Origin of the sequence: Paucidesulfovibrio longus DSM 6739 (assembly GCF_000420485.1) — a bacterium.
Taxonomy (GTDB): Bacteria; Desulfobacterota; Desulfovibrionia; order Desulfovibrionales; family Desulfovibrionaceae; genus Paucidesulfovibrio; species Paucidesulfovibrio longus.
In genome coordinates, this window is sequence record NZ_ATVA01000014.1 from 275,305 (window position 1) to 292,736 (window position 17,432).

General features: G+C 65.6%; 16 protein-coding genes. 4 read left to right on the forward strand and 12 right to left on the reverse strand.

Annotated features, from left to right (window positions below; genetic code table 11):
• Positions 1-18: 18 nt before the first annotated feature.
• Entirely contained in the window at positions 19-717 is a 699-nt protein-coding gene (locus G452_RS0110455; RefSeq protein ID WP_022662209.1) for a queuosine precursor transporter, read from the forward strand.
• A gap of 89 nt (positions 718-806) precedes the next feature.
• On the opposite strand, the gene G452_RS0110460 is transcribed toward G452_RS0110455, so the two are convergent.
• From G452_RS0110460 to G452_RS0110470, 3 genes are read right to left on the reverse strand one after another with little or no spacing between them, the layout of a single operon-like run.
• Positions 807-1,541: an SPOR domain-containing protein gene (locus tag G452_RS0110460; protein WP_022662210.1), complete on the reverse strand. Its 735-nt coding sequence runs from the start codon at positions 1,539-1,541 to the stop codon at positions 807-809.
• A gap of 46 nt (positions 1,542-1,587) precedes the next feature.
• Complete coding sequence (argS, locus tag G452_RS0110465) at positions 1,588-3,237, reverse strand: arginine--tRNA ligase (protein ID WP_022662211.1); 1,650 nt, start codon at positions 3,235-3,237, stop codon at positions 1,588-1,590.
• Between the two features lie 32 nt (positions 3,238-3,269).
• Complete coding sequence (locus G452_RS0110470) at positions 3,270-4,202, reverse strand: ACP S-malonyltransferase (RefSeq protein ID WP_022662212.1); 933 nt, start codon at positions 4,200-4,202, stop codon at positions 3,270-3,272.
• Between the two features lie 251 nt (positions 4,203-4,453).
• On the opposite strand from G452_RS0110470, the gene G452_RS0110475 reads away from it, so the two are divergent.
• Positions 4,454-6,361, forward strand: a complete 1,908-nt coding sequence (locus tag G452_RS0110475) for a hypothetical protein (protein WP_022662213.1) — start codon at positions 4,454-4,456, stop codon at positions 6,359-6,361.
• A 69-nt stretch (positions 6,362-6,430) separates the two neighbouring features.
• Here the strand turns inward: G452_RS0110475 and G452_RS0110480 are convergent, their stop codons facing one another.
• From G452_RS0110480 to G452_RS0110490, 3 genes are read right to left on the reverse strand one after another with little or no spacing between them, the layout of a single operon-like run.
• Positions 6,431-7,138, reverse strand: a complete 708-nt coding sequence (locus G452_RS0110480; RefSeq protein WP_022662214.1) for an OmpA/MotB family protein — start codon at positions 7,136-7,138, stop codon at positions 6,431-6,433.
• A 13-nt stretch (positions 7,139-7,151) separates the two neighbouring features.
• Positions 7,152-7,922 carry a motility protein A gene (locus tag G452_RS0110485; RefSeq protein ID WP_022662215.1) on the reverse strand — a complete coding sequence of 257 codons (771 nt, stop codon included), beginning with the start codon at positions 7,920-7,922 and terminating at the stop codon, positions 7,152-7,154.
• Entirely contained in the window at positions 7,919-9,097 is a 1,179-nt protein-coding gene (locus G452_RS0110490; RefSeq protein WP_022662216.1) for a Crp/Fnr family transcriptional regulator, read from the reverse strand. The genes G452_RS0110485 and G452_RS0110490 overlap by 4 nt, the downstream gene beginning before the upstream one ends.
• A gap of 255 nt (positions 9,098-9,352) precedes the next feature.
• Here G452_RS0110490 and G452_RS19075 point away from each other — a divergent pair, with 255 nt between their 5' ends.
• On the forward strand, positions 9,353-9,835 hold the full coding sequence (locus G452_RS19075) for a bactofilin family protein (RefSeq protein WP_022662217.1): 483 nt from the start codon (positions 9,353-9,355) through the stop codon (positions 9,833-9,835).
• A 626-nt stretch (positions 9,836-10,461) separates the two neighbouring features.
• Here the strand turns inward: G452_RS19075 and G452_RS0110500 are convergent.
• The 6 genes from G452_RS0110500 to hflK form a co-directional block, all read right to left on the reverse strand.
• Positions 10,462-11,433, reverse strand: coding sequence for a membrane protein (locus G452_RS0110500; RefSeq protein WP_022662218.1), 972 nt, complete (start codon positions 11,431-11,433; stop codon positions 10,462-10,464).
• A gap of 3 nt (positions 11,434-11,436) precedes the next feature.
• Positions 11,437-11,814, reverse strand: coding sequence for a VanZ family protein (locus G452_RS0110505; RefSeq protein ID WP_022662219.1), 378 nt, complete (start codon positions 11,812-11,814; stop codon positions 11,437-11,439).
• Positions 11,811-12,659: a 3-methyl-2-oxobutanoate hydroxymethyltransferase gene (gene panB, locus G452_RS0110510; RefSeq protein WP_022662220.1), complete on the reverse strand. Its 849-nt coding sequence runs from the start codon at positions 12,657-12,659 to the stop codon at positions 11,811-11,813. The genes G452_RS0110505 and panB overlap by 4 nt, the downstream gene beginning before the upstream one ends.
• Before the next feature lie 137 nt (positions 12,660-12,796).
• The gene (locus tag G452_RS0110515; protein ID WP_022662221.1) at positions 12,797-13,519 is read right to left on the reverse strand and encodes a LexA family transcriptional regulator; all 723 of its coding nucleotides are present in this window, start codon (positions 13,517-13,519) and stop codon (positions 12,797-12,799) included.
• Positions 13,520-13,965: 446 nt separating this feature from the next.
• On the reverse strand, positions 13,966-14,817 hold the full coding sequence (gene hflC, locus G452_RS0110520; protein ID WP_022662222.1) for a protease modulator HflC: 852 nt from the start codon (positions 14,815-14,817) through the stop codon (positions 13,966-13,968).
• Complete coding sequence (hflK, locus tag G452_RS0110525) at positions 14,814-15,827, reverse strand: FtsH protease activity modulator HflK (protein ID WP_327077707.1); 1,014 nt, start codon at positions 15,825-15,827, stop codon at positions 14,814-14,816. Before hflK ends, hflC begins: the two co-directional genes overlap by 4 nt.
• A 159-nt stretch (positions 15,828-15,986) precedes the next feature.
• Here hflK and G452_RS0110530 point away from each other — a divergent pair, with 159 nt between their 5' ends.
• Positions 15,987-17,402 (forward strand): phosphomannomutase/phosphoglucomutase, encoded by a 1,416-nt coding sequence (locus G452_RS0110530; RefSeq protein WP_022662224.1) that lies wholly within the window; start codon positions 15,987-15,989, stop codon positions 17,400-17,402.
• The last annotated feature ends 30 nt before the right edge of the window (positions 17,403-17,432 follow it).

The window sequence follows — 17,432 nt, forward strand, 5'->3', positions numbered from 1 at the left end:
TCCCCCCGGAGGACAACCATGAACGAACTGCTCTGGATCGGCTTCGCCCTGATGGACCTGACCCTGGTCCTGATCATTTACCGTTTTTTCGGACGCATCGGCCTGTTCGGGCTGGTGGTCTTCAATCTTATTCTCTGCAACATCCAGGTGCTCAAGACCGTGGAGCTTTTCGGGTTCACGGCCACCCTGGGCAACGTGCTCTACGCCAGCGTGTTTCTCTCCACGGACATCCTCAGCGAGAAATACGGCCGCAAGGCCGCGCAAAAGGCCGTTCTGCTCGGTTTCGTGACCCTGGTCATGACCGCGGTCTACATGCAGATCGCCCTGCGCTTCGTGCCCGCGCCCGGCGACTTTGCCCAGCCCAGCCTGGAAACGCTCTTCGGGTTCCTGCCGCGCGTGGCCCTGGGCAGTCTCTGCGCCTATCTCGTCTCCCAGTTCCACGACGTCTGGGCCTTCCACTTCATCAAGGAGCGCACCAGCGGGCGGCATCTCTGGCTGCGCAACAACGCCAGCACCCTGGTCAGCCAGTTTCTGGACTCGGCCATCTTCTGCCTGATCGCGTTCTGGGGCCAGTTCGAGACGTCCGTGTTCCTGGAAATTCTCGGCACCACCTACGTGTTCAAGCTCTTCGTGGCCATTGCGGACACCCCGTTCATCTATCTGGCCCGCCGCATCACCCCTCTGGACGAGCGGCCCGGCGCCGAGGACGCGGCCTAGTCCCCTTTGCCCGCGCGCATGAAAAAGGCCGCTCCCGGTGTTCCGGGGGCGGCCTTTGTTTCGTCTTTTGCGGATCAGCGGAGCGCGGCTCAGTTCGCGGGCTTCTTGCTCACGCGGATGGGCTTTTGCCCGGTGACGGCTTCGATGCCGTCGCGCAGGGGCACGGTCTGGGAGGGCGTGCCCGTGAAGAGCACCTGCACCCGGTGCCAGACCTGTCCCTTGACCGAGCCTTCCGCAACCTGGGTCTTCATGCCCTTGTCGGCGAGGCGCTTGGCCAGGGCCTTGGCCTTGGCCGCGTCCTTGAAGGCCGCGCACTGGTAGACGTAATGGAAGGGCGATTCGCCGGGTTCGGGCTGGCCCATGTCGAAGGCCGCGCCTTCTTCCGGTCCGCCGTCCTCGGCTTGCTCCTCGGCTTTGGCCGGGGTTTTTGCCGCGGGTTTTTCCGGAGCCTGTTCCGCGGCCGGCGCCTTGGGAGCTTCCTGCTCCGCAGTCTCCTTGCCGGGTTTGGCTTGGGGTTCGGTCTGGCCCAGCTTTTCCGGGTAGGTCAGCTCTTCCGGCTTGAGCACGACGGGTTCGGGCGTTTTCTGTTCCTGCACGCTGGCGTTGGCTTCCGCGCCTTCCACGGTCGCGTGCATGGCCGCGCCGGGCGTGAGTTCCTCCGGAGCGGCGGGCACGTAGCCCCGTCCGATGAGCAGGCCGAAGAGGAAAAAGATGCTCAGGGCCAGGGCCGCGCCCACGCCCATCCAGACCAGGTCGGAAAACCGCAGGGTGATCGTGTAGGTCTTGGGTTCCCTGCTGCGCCTGCCCGGCACCACCTTGTTCATCATCCTTTTCCTCCGCTTCTCGCCGTTTACGAATGCCGCCGGGCCGCTACATGCTCTCGGGCGCGCTCACGCCGAGCAGGGCCAGGCCGCCCTTGAGCACCACGGCCACGCTGGACATCAGCAGCAGCCGCGCGCGGCACTGCGCGGTTTCGGCGGAAAGCACATGATGCAGTGTATAGTATTTGTGCAGCGACGAGGCAAGCTCCTGGAGGTAATTGCTGATCACGTGCGGGCTGAGGCTTTCGGCTGCGGCCTGGACCGCGTCCGGGAAGCGCTCCATGATGCGCAGCAGCTCCATGTCCTCTTGCGTGTCCAGCCGGGCCAGGAATTCGTCTTCCAGCGGGGCCGGAGCCAAGCCGGTTTCCGCGCCCTTTCGGAGCACGGAATGGATGCGGGCGTGAGCGTACTGCACGTAGAAGACCGGGTTGTCCATGCTCTTCTGCTTGACCAGTTCCAGGTCGAAGTCGAGCTTGGAATCGGACTTGCGGGAGAGGAAGATGTATCGCGCCGCGTCCGCGCCGACCTCGTCCACCACGGCCTTGAGCGTCTCGAACTCGCCCGCCCGGGTGCTCATGGCCACCTGCTCGCCGTCGCGCAGCAGGTTCACGAGCTGCACGAGGATGACCTCCAGGCAGCCTTTCCTGCCCAGGGCCTCCACGGCGGCCTGCATGCGCGGCACGTAGCCGTGATGGTCCGCGCCCCAGATGTCCACCACGAGATCGAAGCCGCGCTTGTACTTGTTGTCGTGGTAGGCGATGTCCGAGGCGAAGTAGGTATTGTCGCCGTTGGACTTGCGCAGCACGCGGTCCTTGTCGTCGCCCAGGTTGGTGGACTGGAACCAGAACGCGCCGTCCTTGTGGTAGGCCATGCCGCGTCGTTCCAGGTCCGCGAACGTCTCGTCCACCTTGCCGTCGTCCACGAGGCTGGACTCCGGGAACCAGACGTCGTGGCGCACGCCGAAGTCCTTGAGGTCTTCCTTGATGCCTTCCAGGATCACGTCCATGCCGTATTTGCGGCAGATGGCCACGCTCGCGTCCGTGTCCAGCTCCGGCAGCTCCGGATGCAGCCGGAGCACGTCCGCCGCGATGTCCTTGATGTAGTCGCCGCGATAGTAGTCCTCCGGCTCGGCCGGGCCGCGCCCCAGGAGTTCCTGCACGCGGTAGTGGACGGACTGGCCGAGAATGAGCATCTGGCGGCCCGCGTCGTTGATGTAGTATTCGCACTCCACGTCGTGGCCGGACTTTTCCAGGATGCGCGCCAGGGCGTCGCCCAGGGCCGCGCCGCGTCCGTGGCCGATGTGCAGCGGCCCCGTGGGGTTGGCCGAGACGTACTCCACCTGCACGCGCTTGCCCTGGCCCAGGTCGATGTCGCCGTAGGCGTCTTTGGCCTCCAGCACCTCGGCCAGGGTCTGTTTCCAGAAATCCGGGGCGAAGAAGAAGTTCAGAAAGCCCGGACCCGCGATCTCGACCTTGTCCACGGCCGGATCTCCGGCCTGGGCCACGGCGGCCGCGATTTCCTCCGCGACCTTGCGCGGGGGCATCTTGGCTTCGCTGGCGAGCATCATGGCCACGTTGGCGGCCAGGTCGCCGAATTTACGGTCCTTGGGCGGGTCGATGGTGGCCTTATCCGGCCAGGCCCAGCCTTTGGCTTCCACAATGCCCCTGAGCAGGGTCTCCAGATGTCGTTTCGCTCTCATGCGTTTCGTCCTCTATGCGCGCGACGGCGCGATCAGGCAGTGGCCTGTTCCATGTTGGCGATGTTTTCCGCGACGAGTCCCTCGCGGCCTTTGAGGTTCTGCCCGGCCAGCTTGGCCAGCACGCCCTTGGGGCCGACCTCCACGAAGCGGCGCGCGCCCGCGTTCCAGAGGTTCTGCATGGTCTCGATCCAGCGCACGGACGAGGTCATCTGGCGCTGCATCGTGCGGGCGATTTCCGCCGGGTCGCTCTCGGCCCCGCCCGTGACGTTGAGGTATACGGGAAATTCGGGCTTGCGCCAATCCAGGGACTTGAGGAACGCGCCGAACTCGTCGGCGGCCTCCTGGATCAGCGGGCTGTGGAACGCGCCGGAAACGGCCAGGGGCACGGCGCGGCCCTTGCGTTCCTTGACCAGGGCTCCGGCGGCGGCCAGGGCGCCGGACTGGCCGGAGATGACGAACTGGGCCGGGGAGTTGTAGTTGGCCACGAGCAGCAGCTCGTCCGCTTCCTGCCGGGCCTTGTCCACGATGTCCTCCACGGTCTCGCGGTCCAGCTTGAGGATCGCGGCCATGCCGTGGTCCTCGCCGCCGCAGTCGGCCATGAAGCGTCCGCGCAGGGTCACGGCCTTGACCGCTTCCTCCGCGTCCAGCACGCCCGCCGCGACCAGGGCCGAAAACTCGCCCAGGCTGTGCCCGGCTGCGGCCAGGGGCAGGTCCGCCCCGGAAAAACGCTCGCGCAGGAGCATCCAGAGGTTCAGGTTGACCACGGTCAGGGCGGGTTGCAGGGCGCGGGTGTCGGCCATGTCCTCGGCCTCGCCGTCCCAGTATATCTCGCGCAGGGGCAGGCCGGACTCGCGCTCGGCGAGCCTCCAGAGATCCAGGGCCCAGGTGCGGTCCTCGGCGAGGTCGCGGCCCATGCCCTTTTCCTGCGAGCCTTGGCCCGGAAAGAGTATGGCGGTGTCGCTCATGGTCGTATCTCCTTGAAAGATGAGCCTGCGCGGCAGGTCGCCCGGCCGCTGCCCGTTCCGGCGCGAATTCCGCTCCGGTCCGGTGCGCGTCGGCGTCGCGCGCAAGGTGTGTGTTCATTACCGCATTTGCGCCGGGGGTCAAGTTTTCAGGAAAGCGGGCCCTTGCCCCGGTCCGTGCGCTCGCGGGAAACGTTGCCTCGCGGCCGGGCCGCGTAGTACACGCTGGGGCGAAACCAACGGAGAATGCCGTCATGACAGCCATCGCGCTCCTCTGGAGCACCCGCAAGGACATCCGGGCTTCGGATTTTTTCCATGCCCTCCAGGAGCAGGGAGCCGCCCCTCTGGGCGCGGTTTTCTGGGACGGCGCGGATCGGCTTGTTGCCGCGCCGCCGGAACGGCCTGTTTCCGGCGAATGGTCCCTGGCCCTGTGCGTCTGCGGGACCGGGCCGGACGCCGAAACGGCCGGGGCGATTCCCGGTCTGGCCCTGGACGGGGAAGCCGGGCAGGCCCTGGCCCTGGCGGGCAGGGCGCGCAATGCCCGCGCCCTGCTGGGGGAGCTGGTCTGCGGCCCGGCGTCCACGGGCGGCGAGGCCGAATGCCTGCTGGGGCTGCTCTCGCGCAGGGGCGCGTCCGCGCTTCAGGAGCTGTCCGGGGAATGGGGCGCGGTCCATCTCGCTGCACGGGAAAAGCGCCTGACGCTCTGCGGCGACCGCGTGGGCACCGAGGCGCTGTATTATCACGCCGGACCGGAGCGTTTCGCCGCGGCCACCGCGCCGGAAACGGCCCTGGCCCTGGCCGGGCTCCCCAGGCGTCCGGACCGGGAATGGCTGCTGGCCTGCCTCGCCTCCGGAGCGCGTCTTCTGCCGGAAAGCGGAGACACGGCCTATGCGGAGCTGCTGCGCCTGCGTCCCGGCTGCGTGCTTCAGGTGGACGGCGGGCAGGGCGGAATCCGAACGGACCTGTTGCGCTTCAGCCTGTTGGAGACGTTCGTGGACCTGCCGGTGGACGCGGCCCGTCTTTGCCCGGACGTGCGCCGCGCCGCGGCCCTGCGGGAGCCGGAATCCGGCAGGCTCGGCATCGCCTGGACAGGCGGTCCGGGAGCCGCCGCCGTGGCCGCCCTGGCCGTGGAGCATGTCGGGAAAAGCAATTGCGTTCTCTACGCCCTGGAGCAGTCCGGCCGCGCGCCCGCACCTGCCGCGGCCGTCTCGGAAAGCCTCGGCATTGCCCTGGCGAGCGTTCCCTGGCCCGAACACGCCGAGCTGGAGGCGCGCCGTTTCGCGCTGGTCCGGCGCACGGGCCTGCCCCTGGTCGACCCCTTTCCCGCCCTGGAGATGGACCTGCTCTGCGAGGCCATGCGCGCGGACGCGCTCTCCTCGGCCTGGGCCGGAAGCGGCGCGCGCAGCCTGCTCGGCCTGGGCGCGGGATTCGCCGGGGAGGCCATGCACGCGCTGGCGCGGCGGCGGCGCGTGCTGCCGGCCCTGATGCTGCGCCGGAGCCTTGCGGCAGGACTCGGCTCCCTGGGGCGAAGCGCCGCGGACCAGTTCGGCTTCGTGCTCCACGCCCTGGCTCCGCGCCCCTACCGCTCCACGCGAGAGCAGGCGCGCATCGAGCTGCTTTCCCATCACGCTCCGGAAGCGGACGCGGCCAGGCTCTTGCGTTTCTACAAACAGTGCTTTGGCTGGCGGGAGCTTTCCAGCCTGCGGCGCATGCAGCTCCAGCGGCTCACGCGCGGGGACGGTCCCGCAGGCCTGGCTGGCTTGCGGCTGGCCGCGGGCGCGCACGGCCTGGGCCTGGCCCTGCCCCTGCTCGATCAGCACCTCGCGCGCTACCTGCGCCTGCCCCTGGCCGAGCGGCTCGCCCAAGGCGTCGAGTGTCCCCGGCTGCTGCGTTGCCTGCCAGCGCAGCTCGCGCACTCCCTGCGCACGCTGCCCGCGTTCCAGCCCGGTTCGCACGCCCTGGTGGAGCGGATGGCCGCGCTGCCGCCGCGCGACGACCGCGTGCTGGAGGCTTCGCCGCTCCTGCGCGCGCTGTTTCCGGACCTGCCCGCGCTGCTCGCGGACCTGCTGGGCCGGAGCCGCGACGAGCGCTTTCAGGCGCTGCCCGCGCTGCTCGACGCCCTCGCGGAATGGGAACGCGCGTGCGGCATCCGGGCGGAATAGGTTCGGATGGAACAGGATCGGGCGGAATAGGATTAGGCGGAAGAAGGAAAGGCGGAGAAAGACCGACGGCTATTTTTCGAGATCGGGCCGCACGAGAATGACCACGCGGCGGTTCTTCCTGCGTCCCTCTTCGGTGTCGTTGGAGGCCTTGGGCCGGGTGTCGGCGAGGCCGACCACGCGGATGCGCTCCTTGGGGAAGCCGTCTTCGATGAAGAAGCGGGCCACGGCGCTGGCGCGGGCCGAGGAAAGTTCCCAGTTGGAGGGGAACTGCGCGGACTGGATGGGCAGGTTGTCGGTGTGGCCTTCGATGGTCAGGGCGTAGCGGGTGCCGGAGAGCGGCCCGGCCAGCCGGGCGAGCAGGGCGCGCGCCGCGGGCTTGAGTTCGGCCTTGCCGAGGTCGAAGAGAATGCGGTCGCCGAGGCTGATGGCCACGGCGTGAGGCTCGGCGCGCATCTTCAGCTCGACGTGGTCGCGGTCCTGGCCGATGAGCGCGGCGAGTTCGAGTTGCAGCTCGAAGAGATTTTTCTGCTCCTGGCCCACGGCCGTGCGCACCGCGCCGTCCAGGGGCCTGCCCTCCCGTACCGGAGCAGCCTTCCCGCCCATGGCCTGGGCCATGACCGAGGACATGGCGTCGTACTTGTCGCGGTCCACCTTGGCCACGGTGAGCATGAGCACGAAGAAGCAGAGCAGCAGGGTCATCATGTCCGCGAGGGTCAGGCTCCAGCCGGAGTCCGGGTCGTCGTCGCGGGGCTTGCGCTTGGGCACGAAGGGCTTCATCTGCTGTCGCTCCTCAGCCCTTGATGCTGGACCAGCGCTTCGGGGGCAGGTAGCCGGTGAGCTTGTCGCGGACGATGGGCGCGGGGGTCTTTTCCTTGATGAAGAGGATGCCGTCGCGCAGCACGCACATGAGGATGGTGCGTTCCTCCACGCGCTTCTCGACCTTGATGGCGATGGGCGTGAAGAACATGTTGGCGAAGAGCGCGCCGTAGAGGGTGGTGGTCAGGGCCGTGGCCATGGCCGGTCCGATGGCCGCGATGTCTTCGCCCATGGCCTGCATCATGGCGATGAGCCCGATGAGGGTGCCGATGATGCCGAAGGCGGGCGAGAGCCGGGCCATGGTCCGGTAGATGCCTGCGGCGGAATATTCCTGCTCGTGGAACTGCTGGATGCGGTTGTCCAGGATTTCGCGCAGCTCGTGCTTGGAATAGCCGTCCACGAGCATTTGCAGCCCGTCGCGCAGAAATTCGTTGTCGATGCGGGGAATCAGGGTTTCGAGGTGCTCCTCGCCGTGGGCGCTGGCCTGCTTGGAGAGGTCCACCAGGGCCTTGATGTAGTTGCCGATGGGCAGCTCCTCCGCGCCGAGCGCGGTCATGAACACGGAGAGGACGCGCATGACCTCCTTGAGCGGATAGCAGATGAAGGTGGCGGCGATGGTGCCGCCGAAGACGATGGCGAAGCCGGCGGGGTTGAGGAAGACGTCCACGGAGTCGGTGGACATGTAGGTGGCGCCGCAGAGGATGGCCACGCCGCAGATGATGCCTATGATGGTGGCGATGTTCACGCTTCCTGCACTCCCTTGCTGCCCTTGATCATGCCGATGAGCTCTTCCTGCACGTCCCAGGCCTCGCCTTCGTCCGGTTCGGGCCGGTTCGCGGCCTCCTCCTCGACGATCTTGGCGATCTTCTTGGCCAGGACGCCGAGAATGCGCTGGCGGGCCTCGTCCCCGGCCACGGCCAGGAGCACGCCGATCTTGTAGTAGCCGAGCTTGGCGAGCACTTCCTTGAGCGTGTTCTTGTCCACATGGACCACGTCGTTGACGTCCTCCAGCTCTTCGATGCGCTTCTTGCGGCGCTTGACGGTCTTGAAGAACTCCGGTCCCTTGCCCTGGGCCCAGGCCAGGGTGTTTTTCTGGTCGAAGAAGAACAGGGATTCGGGAAACTCGCCCTGGGATATTTTCTTGTAGAGGATTTCAGGCGTGCTTTCGACCTCCTTGGCGAGGTCGTGGATGTCGAAATATTCGAGCGCGCAGGAATCGGCCTCGCGGTCCTTGAGCTCGCGCTGGAGGTTGGCGGCCACCTGGAGGAAGGTCTTGGGATCGGCGAGCTTGATGAACTTTTCCGCAAAGGCCTTGTCCATCTGCCGGGAGCTGACCTCGATGATCTTGAGGCTCGCGAGCTGTTCGAGCACGCGGTCGATCTCCAGCTGGGAGACGAGCAGCACTTCCTTGCAGATGCGCGTGAATTCCGAGCGGCGCAGGCCCAGGGCGTGGTGCGGGTCTTTCTTGGCTTCGATTGTCGGCGTCTGGGTGTGGTTGCGGTGGGCCATTTCCAGCAGGCGGCAGACCGAGAGAAAGGTGTTGCCGTGGCCGGGCGCGGGCACGCCGCTGGCGCGGGCGTCGGCCTCGCGCAGGCGGCGCGTGGTCAGGGCGAGCAGGCGCTGGATGGTCTTGGGGCACTGGGCGAGGAGATTTTTGAGGAACTGTTGGGTCAGGATCATGATTTCGGCGAATTCCGCGGCTTCCGCATTGTCGGAACGCGGCGCGCCCGCAAGGGCGCCCATCTCGCCGAAGATCTCGCCGGGACCGAGCCGCACGAGGATCTGCTTCTTGTTGTTCTGGGTCCGGTAGACGTTGACCGTACCCTTCTTGATCAGGAACGCGGTGCTGCCAGACTGTCCCTCGCGGTAGATGGTCTGTCCCTTGTAGAACGACTTGACGTTGGATAGCTCCGTGCCCATGATGCTTCCTTGTGCGTGTTCAGCTTCGGACTGCTCGGGCCATGATGCCCCTATCAAATAAAATTTAGCTTTTTTTACATGAAAGCACAACACGCAGGATGTCCGGAAAAGGATAGGCTTGCCGGGTCGGCAGGCGGACCCGGGCCACCCGGCTCCAGCTAAAAACCCCTTGGGTTTTTGCGTGATCCAGCGTATACGAGAACGCGAATCGTAAAGTATCCGAGTGTTTCCTATGCATCCTGAAAGGAGCTGACCATGGGCTTTTTCAAGAAAAACCTGTCCGGCGCGGGCGAGCGTTCCAGCAACGACCTGAACGCCTTTCTCGGTGCGGGCACCGAATATAGCGGTCGGCTGGATTTCGTCGGAACGGTGCGCATCGACGGCATGTTCCACGGCGAAATCTCCTCGGACGGCACTCTGGTGCTCGGAAAGGACGCCATGATCAAGGGCCAGATCCGGATCGGCACCCTGATCTCCAACGGCCAGATCTACGGGGACGTTTCCGCCTCCATCAAGGCCGTGATGCAGAAGCATTCCATCCTTGACGGCAGCCTGCGCACCCCGGCCCTGGTGGTCGAGGAAGGCGCCACCATCGAGGGCGACGTGGAAATGAGCGACCGCGACCACAGGGGAGCGTTGGTGGTTTCCTCCACCAAGCTTTCCGTCGAGGGCGGAACGGATTCCGGCGTGACGGACTTCGACAAGGTTGAGGACGCCGAGGCCGTGGAAGTCGGCTAGTCTAATTGCGGACGAATGAGAATCGCCCCCGCTTCCGGTTGGAAGCGGGGGCTTTTCATTGGCTCCTGAGGGGAGCTGGGCCCGCAGCCCGCGGGGAGGGAGGGGGGCCGCTCGGCTGGGTGCGCCTGTCGGGAGGGAGACGCGCCCGGCCCGCTGCGGGGCCCGAAATGTGAGGGGCCGGAGAACCCGGCCCCAGCCCAAAAAAGGAGGGAGTAATGGACAGGAAACGCCCGCCCCGCACCCACTTCAACCGTTTTGTTTTTTCTGCGGGACGTGCTTCCTGCTTTTTCATAATGCAGTGGGCGTGCCATGAACTGAAAATATGATTTGTTCAGGATAGTTACGGTATTTTTGCTATGCTGGGTCCGTGCCAGGACCGGTGTATCTGTGCAGTGCGTTGCACAACATGTGCAGAAGTGTTATTCCGCCCTGCACAAAATGGCGCAAATCCATGCCTGGGGCAGCGTTTGGCGTTGTGCACGCCCGGTCCGCCGGCTGCGCGCAGTCGCGGCGCAATTCGCCCGGTGGCCTGCAAGCCCCGGAAACAGGGCCTTGCGCGTGATTCGTACTGGTGCAGAAACGTGCAAACGCTTGTTTGACGTCTATGTTGGAAGGGGCGGCGTCGGTCAGGAGAAGACGGCGTAGCCGACGGCCACGAGCATCACGCTGAGCACGCGCAGGGTCTGGTTGTAGACGATCAGCCGGAGGGCCATGCCCGCCGGGAAGATGCCCGCGTAGTAGGGGAACTGGTGGCGCATGGCGCGCATGGGCGAGGAGAGCACGTTGCCCGCGAGCAGGGCGATGACGATCTGCTGCGTGGAAAGGCCGCCGTCGCTGATGAGCGCGCCAGCCGCGGCGAGGCCCGCCGTGAATTCGCCGACCATGTGGAAGGCCACGATGCTCAGGGCCTGGGGCTCGAGCCAGGCCAGCAGCGAGACGTGCTCGGCCATGAAGCCCTCGATCCAGTCGATGGCTCCGTATTGCTTGAGCAGGAAGAAGCCCGCGTAGATGGGCGCGGTGATGTACATGATCTTGGGCAGGCGCTTCTTGAAGCGTTGCCAGGTTTTTTTCAGCGCCGTGCGCCAGCGGTTCGCGGGCTGCTCTTCGTCGCCGAGCAGGCAGACGACGCAGCCTTCGGGCAGGGGCGGGAGCATGACGCGGCCGAGCAGCACGATGAAGGCCGTGCGCAGCAGCGCGGCGAACGCCGTCAGGCCCACGTAGGCGAAGGCGGCCTCCGCGATGAACGGGGCCGTGATGAAGAAGACCGTGGGCAGGTGCAGAAAATATGTGGGCAGGCTGTTGAAGAGGTTCGAAAAGACCAGCTCGCGCCGGTTCAGTTCGCCTCTCTCGTAGGCCTCGGCGAGCATGGTGTTCGCGGCCACGCCGGAAAAGAACGCCAGGGAGAAGCTCGCACCGGAAATGTCCTTGAGTCTGGCCGTGCGGATCAGGGGTTCGGCGAGCTTCGCAACGCTTCGGGTCCAGTTCAGGGACTCGATGAAGTTGCCGACCATCAGGCCCAGGCTGATGAAGAAGGTCAGCCGGATGAGCGGCCAGCCGAGGCCGTTCCAGAGCATGTGCGGATCAAGCGGGGCGGGCATGGGCTACCTGGCGTTGGTGGTTTTTTTCAGGGCGAGAAGGCGCAGGCCGAGGCCGAGCAGGCCGCCGAGCACGCCCGCGAAGAAATCGAGGAATTCCGGGTGGCGTCCCCAGGCGGGAGAAAGATCCTGGGCGATTTCGATGAACCCGGAGAGGCTCACGGTCAGGGCCGTGGGAATCCAGAGCGTGGGCCAGGAGATGCGGAAGGGAAAAGCCACGAGCATGACGAGAAAGGCTCCGAAGTGGAGCATCTTGTCCCCCAGGGGCAGGTCCAGGCCCACGGTCATGGGGCCGAGGGCCATGGCCAGAACCCAGGCGACGTAGGCGCACCAGAGAACGCGCCAGAACAGCAGCCTGCGGCCGGCGAGCCTCGTAAACGTCATGCGAGCTTGTCCCGCTCCTCCGGGCTCAGGTGCAGGGTGTGTTCCGGTCCGGGGAAGGCTCCGTCGGCCACTTCGGCGCGGTAGCGTTCCAGGCTTTCGATCACGACGGAGCCGAGCTGGGCGTATTGCTTGACGAAGCGGGGCACGAAGCGGTCGAAGAGTCCGAGCAGGTCATGCATCACGAGCACCTGGCCGTCCGTGACGTTGCCGGCTCCGATGCCGATGGTGGGCACGGAGACGGCCTCGGTGATCAGGGCGGCGGTTTCTTCCGGCATGGATTCGAGCACGATGCTGAACGCGCCGGCGTCTTCGAGGGCCTTGGCGTCCTCGACCATGGCGCGGGCCGCCTGCGCGGATTTCCCCTGGGCCTTGAAACCGCCGAGCGTGGCCACGTATTGCGGGGTCAGGCCGATGTGGCCCATGACCGGGATGCCCGAGCGGACCATGGCCGCGACATGCGGGGCGTAGTCGCGTCCGCCTTCGAGCTTGACCGCCCGCGCCCGGCCCTCGGAAAGAAAGCGCCCGGCGTTGCGCACGGCCTCGGCCACGTCCGCCTGGTAGGAAAGAAAGGGCATGTCCGCCACGAGCAGGGCGCGGGAGGTTCCGCGCGCGGCCGCGCGGGTGTGGTGGACCATCTCGTCCATGCTCACGGAGAGCGTGTCCTCGTGCCCCAGCACGACCATGGCCAGGGAATCGCCCACGAGGATCATGTCCATGCCGCTTTTGTCCGCGAGCAGGGCCGTGGGGTAGTCGTAGGCGGTGACCATGCAGAGCTTGCGCTCGCCCTTGGCGGCGAGGATGTCGGGAGCCGTGATCTGTTTTTCTGGGGCGGTGTGGCTGGACATGTGGGGGTACCTCCGGAACCGTTGCGGCTGGTTTGCGGGGTGAGTCAAGTTAGGCGTGGTCCCGCGCGGAGTCAAGCCTGGAAAGGAAAAGGCCGGACGGTTGCCCGTCCGGCCTTTGGGTTGCCGTATTCTGGGGATCAGAGGGGAGCGAAGTTCTGCAGCACCCAGATGACCCGGCCCACGGTGCGGGCGTCCATCTGGTCGGCGGGCACGCGGATGTCCTCGTGCTCCTTGTTTTCGGCGCGCAGAACGAACTGGTCGTCGCGGAAGTAGACCCGGCGGATCAGCAGGCCCTGGTGCGGAAAGTGGACGGCGCAGAGGTCGCCGTCCGGGTGCTGGCGCTGCTTGGTGTCGATGCCGACGAAGGCGCTGCGCAGGATCAGCGGTTCCATGCTGCGGTTGTCCTGCCGAACCACGAGCAGGGAGTCGCGGTAGAAGGATTCGGGAATGGAAAGCTCTTCGATGGGCAGGGCTTCCCAGGTGTCGGAACCGGCGTCCTTGCCGCCCGTGGAAGAGACGGGCACCACGCGGCCGCGGGAATGGGGTTTGCCGTAGGGAGCCGGGGTTTCGCGCAGGATCTGGTCCGCGGAAACCTTGGCCATGCTTGCATTCAGGTACACGGGTTCGGCCCCGTCCGCGAGCCAGTCGGGGTTCAGTCCGTGGCTGCGGTAGAGCTTGAGAAACCATTCCGCGGGAATGGAGCAGCGACGTTTGGCGTCCGAGATGCTGGACTGGCGAACGTTCAGGACTTCGGCAAGCTGCACCTGGGTCCGGGCGCCAGTGGCTTTCTTGACGCGTTCCAGCGCGGACTCAAACCATTTTTCAAGTGCTTCGTCACATTTTTTTTTCGGTTTTGGCATTCAATGTCTCCTATTTCCATACTGGCTTGCGTCCGAGTGTGGGCAGTGATTGTCGAGCTCGTGCGTGTGGGTTGGGGAAGCGCGAACGAATGAAGAAGGATGGCAGCCCCGCTCATAGGCGGCGGATTCTGCTGATCTGTGAACGGCAAACGCGCCCCGGACAAAAAAGCGGGATGCGAATCCCGCGCCCCTCGTTGATATCGGGAAAAAGCCCCGACTCCCTCGTGCTAGCACCCATAATGCGTGCTGGTTCCTTCTACTATACAACTGCGAAGAAAAGTCAATAGGTTTTGCTATTGTCTACAAGTGCAGTTATTTCAATAGGTTGAACTATGTTCACAAGTGCATAAAGGCAAAAGAAACGTAGAAGCATAAACGAAACCCTACCTATCGCATGGGGCGAAAGGTAGGGTTTCAATGGGATTAATCTTTAGAGGTTCGGGAGGCTACCGGAAGTGCTTCAGGAACGGGGAGTCCGGCGTCATGATGATGCGCGTATTGTCCTTGAGGCTCTTTTCGTAAGCTTCCATGCTGCGCTTGAACTCGTAGAAATCAGGCGCGTCGTTCACGGCCTCGGCGTAGATGCGCGTGGCATTGGCCTCGCCTTCGCCTCGGATGATCTGGGACTTGCGCTTGGCCTCGGAGAGCAGCACGGCGCGTTCCTTGTCTGCCTGGGCGCGGATCTTGGCGGCCATTTCCTGCCCTTCGGCGCGGTATTGCTTGGCCTGCCGCTCGCGCTCGGCGCGCATGCGGTTGAAGATGGCCCGCTCGTTCTCCAGGGGCAGGTCCGTGCGCTTGATGCGCACGTCCACCACGTCGATGCCGAAGCTGAGCAGCTGGTCGCGGGTCTTGGTGGTCACTTCCTCAAGCAGCTGCTTGCGCTTGTGGGCGACGATCTCCTTGAGGCCGTAGCGGCCGAGAACCTCGCGCAGCTGGCCGCGGATGACGTCGTCCAGCCGGGCCAGGGCGCCGGGAATGGTCTTGAACTTCTTGTAGAATTCAAGCGGGTTGGTGATGCGCCACTTGGCGTAGGAGTCCACGACCATGTTCTTCTTGTCCTCGGTGAGGATCTCTTCGGGCTTGGCGTCGTAATCCAGGATGCGCGAGTCGAAAAAGATCACGTCCTGGACGAAGGGCAGCTTGAAGTGCAGTCCGGGGCCGTAGGCGGCGTCGCCCACGGGACGGCCGAACTGGAGCACGATGGCCTGTTCGGTCTGATCCACGGTATAGGCGCATTCCAGGGCCGAAACGAGACAGATGAAGACGACGATCAGGGAGATGAGGGTGGTACGTGTCATTGCGCGGCCCCCTGTTGCTTGGCCGGGGTCTCCGGGGCGCGGGGCAGCTGGCCCAGCGGGAGGTACGGCACGGATTTCTGCAGGGCGTCGCTGGAAAGGATGAGCTTCTCGGTTTCCGGGTTGGAAAGCACGTGCTCCATGGTTTCCAGGTACAGGCGCGTGCGGGTGACTTCCTTGGCCTTCTTGTATTCGTCCGCAACGGCCTTGAAGCGGGAGGCGTCGCCCTGGGCGTCGAGGATCTTCGTGGCCTGGTAGCCTTCGGCCTCGCGGATCATGGCCTCGGCCAGACCGCTCGCCTTGGGCAGGATGTCGCGGCTGTATGCCTCGGCCTCGTTCTTGAGACGGTCGCGGTCCTCGCGGGCGCTGACAACGTCCTTGAACGCGTCCACCACCTCGCTCGGCGGATGCACGTTCTGCATCTGAAGGTTCACCAGCAGGATGCCGGTCTTGTACCTGTCCAGAATTTCCTGCATCAATTCCTGCGTGTTGGTCATGATGCGCTGCTTGCCCGTGGTCAGGGCGTCGTCGATGAGATTCTTGCCGATGATCTCGCGCATGGCCGCCTCGGCCGCGGATCTGACCGTGGTGTCCGGCCCGTCCACGTTGAAGAGGTAGCTGCGCGCGTCGGCGATCTGGTACTGCACCGAGAACTGCACGTCCACGATGTTTTCGTCGCCGGTGAGCATCAGGGATTCGTCCTCGACGCTGCGGGTCTGCCCCTGCTGGAAGTCGCGGTCGCGCGAGGCGGAGCGGAAGCCGATCTCCACCCTGCGGACCTGGTCCACGTTCAGGGTCAGCACGCTTTCAATCGGGTAGGGGATGTGATAGTGCAGCCCTGGCCCGGTTTCCCGGTCGAACTGCCCGAATTGCTTGACCACGCCGCGTTCTGCCGGGCCGACGATGAAGATGCCGGTCAGGAGCCAGATGCCGATCACGGCGAGGATCAGCAGCTTGAAGCCGGGAAGTTTGAAATTTTTGAACTGCTTGAACTTCTCGCTGAAGTCGTCCAAGTTTGGGGGGCCTCCGCCGAGAGGTCCGCGCCTTTGCCGCTGCTTTTGCAGTTTTTCCCAGTCCCAGTTCATTCGTTTGACATAGGCATTGTGGGCTTCCAGGTCAAGGTGAAGAGAAAAAAGATAACGCCGCGGTCGGCGTGTTTCGAGGCGAAATCTATGAAAATCGAGCAGCGCGCGGTTTTTCGCGCATACGATATCCGGGGCGTGGCCGGAGTGGATTTCGACGCGGCCTGGGTCGAGGAACTGGGCCGCGCCCTGGGCGCGTGGTATCTTTCGCGCGGCCTGGGCCGCGCAGTGCTCGGCCGGGACTGCCGCGCCACCTCCCCCGAATACCTGGCCGCCCTGGCCCGCGGACTCGCCTCCACGGGCGTGGACGTGATCCTCGCGGGGCTGCTGGCCACTCCCATGCTCTACCACGCGGTGCGCACCCTGCGCACGCGGGCCGGGGTCATGGTCACGGCCAGCCACAATCCGCCGCGATACAACGGCTTCAAGCTCTGGGGCGGAGACTGCGTGCTCAGTCCGGAGGAAATCCTCCAGGTCCGCGATCTCATGGACGCGGGGGATCATCCTGTCGGGCGCGGCGTGGTCAGCAGCCATGACCCCATCCCGGCCTGGCTGGAAGAGGTTTCCGCGCTCGAACGGCTCGAGCCGCGCCCCGGAAGCCGCCCCCTGCGCGTGGTGGTGGACGGCGGCAACGGCTCCGCAGGGGAGCTGACGGCCCTGCTCCTGGAGCGCGCCGCGCAGAACGCCGATCCGGAGGCCGCCTCCGCTCCCGTCCTGGAGGTGGAGCGCCTTTTCTGCGAACCGGACGGAACGTTTCCCAATCACCACCCCGATCCCGTGGTCGAATCCAACATGGAACGGCTCAAGGCCCGCGTGCTGGAGACGGGCGCGGACCTGGGCGTGGGCCTGGACGGCGACGGCGACCGCATCGGCGTGGTGGACGAGACGGGCCGGCTCTGGCCCGGCGACCGCCTCCTGGCGCTATTCGCCCGCGACGTGCTGCGGCGCGCGCCCGGCGCGCGGATCATCGCGGACGTGAAGTGCAGCCACCTCCTGTTCAGGGACATCGCGGCCCACGGCGGCGTGCCGGTCATGGGCGTCACCGGCCATTCCATCATGAAGCGCGCGCTCAAGGAGCAGGGCGCGGCCCTGGCCGGGGAGATGAGCGGACATATGTTTTTCGGCGAGGGCTTTTTCGGCTGGGACGACGCGCCCTACGCGGCCCTGCGCCTCGCGTCCCTGCTCGTGCGGTCGGTCGGCCCGCTGTCGGCCATGCTGGACGACTGGCCCGAGAGCTGGGCCACACCGGAAATCCGCATGCCCTGCCCGGAGGCGTCCAAGTTCGACGTGGTCCGGCGCGTGCGCGAGGATCTGGCCGCGCGGTTCGATATCATTGACGTGGACGGGGTTCGCGTGGTCTTTCCGGACGGATGGGGCCTTGTGCGCGCCTCGAACACCCAGGCCGAGCTGACCCTGCGCTTCGAGGCCGAGAGCGAGGCGCGGCTGGCGGAAATCGAGCGCCTGATCCGCGAGGCCGTGGAAAGGGCGAGGCGCTCCCTCGGCTGAGCCTGCGCGCCGAGTCCGTCGCAAGCCTGT

What these genes read in the sequence shown, in the direction of transcription:
- G452_RS0110490 (WP_022662216.1), bottom strand. Translation starts at nt 9,097, where the DNA reads ATGGGCACGGAGCTATCCAACGTCAAGTCGTTCTACAAGGGACAGACC.
- G452_RS0110500 (WP_022662218.1), bottom strand. Translation starts at nt 11,433, where the DNA reads ATGCCCGCCCCGCTTGATCCGCACATGCTCTGGAACGGCCTCGGCTGG.
- G452_RS0110455 (WP_022662209.1), top strand. Translation starts at nt 19, where the DNA reads ATGAACGAACTGCTCTGGATCGGCTTCGCCCTGATGGACCTGACCCTG.
- G452_RS19075 (WP_022662217.1), top strand. Translation starts at nt 9,353, where the DNA reads ATGGGCTTTTTCAAGAAAAACCTGTCCGGCGCGGGCGAGCGTTCCAGC.
- G452_RS0110480 (WP_022662214.1), bottom strand. Translation starts at nt 7,138, where the DNA reads ATGAAGCCCTTCGTGCCCAAGCGCAAGCCCCGCGACGACGACCCGGAC.
- argS (WP_022662211.1), bottom strand. Translation starts at nt 3,237, where the DNA reads ATGAGAGCGAAACGACATCTGGAGACCCTGCTCAGGGGCATTGTGGAA.
- G452_RS0110515 (WP_022662221.1), bottom strand. Translation starts at nt 13,519, where the DNA reads ATGCCAAAACCGAAAAAAAAATGTGACGAAGCACTTGAAAAATGGTTT.
- panB (WP_022662220.1), bottom strand. Translation starts at nt 12,659, where the DNA reads ATGTCCAGCCACACCGCCCCAGAAAAACAGATCACGGCTCCCGACATC.
- G452_RS0110475 (WP_022662213.1), top strand. Translation starts at nt 4,454, where the DNA reads ATGACAGCCATCGCGCTCCTCTGGAGCACCCGCAAGGACATCCGGGCT.
- G452_RS0110530 (WP_022662224.1), top strand. Translation starts at nt 15,987, where the DNA reads ATGAAAATCGAGCAGCGCGCGGTTTTTCGCGCATACGATATCCGGGGC.
- hflC (WP_022662222.1), bottom strand. Translation starts at nt 14,817, where the DNA reads ATGACACGTACCACCCTCATCTCCCTGATCGTCGTCTTCATCTGTCTC.
- G452_RS0110460 (WP_022662210.1), bottom strand. Translation starts at nt 1,541, where the DNA reads ATGAACAAGGTGGTGCCGGGCAGGCGCAGCAGGGAACCCAAGACCTAC.
- G452_RS0110505 (WP_022662219.1), bottom strand. Translation starts at nt 11,814, where the DNA reads ATGACGTTTACGAGGCTCGCCGGCCGCAGGCTGCTGTTCTGGCGCGTT.
- G452_RS0110470 (WP_022662212.1), bottom strand. Translation starts at nt 4,202, where the DNA reads ATGAGCGACACCGCCATACTCTTTCCGGGCCAAGGCTCGCAGGAAAAG.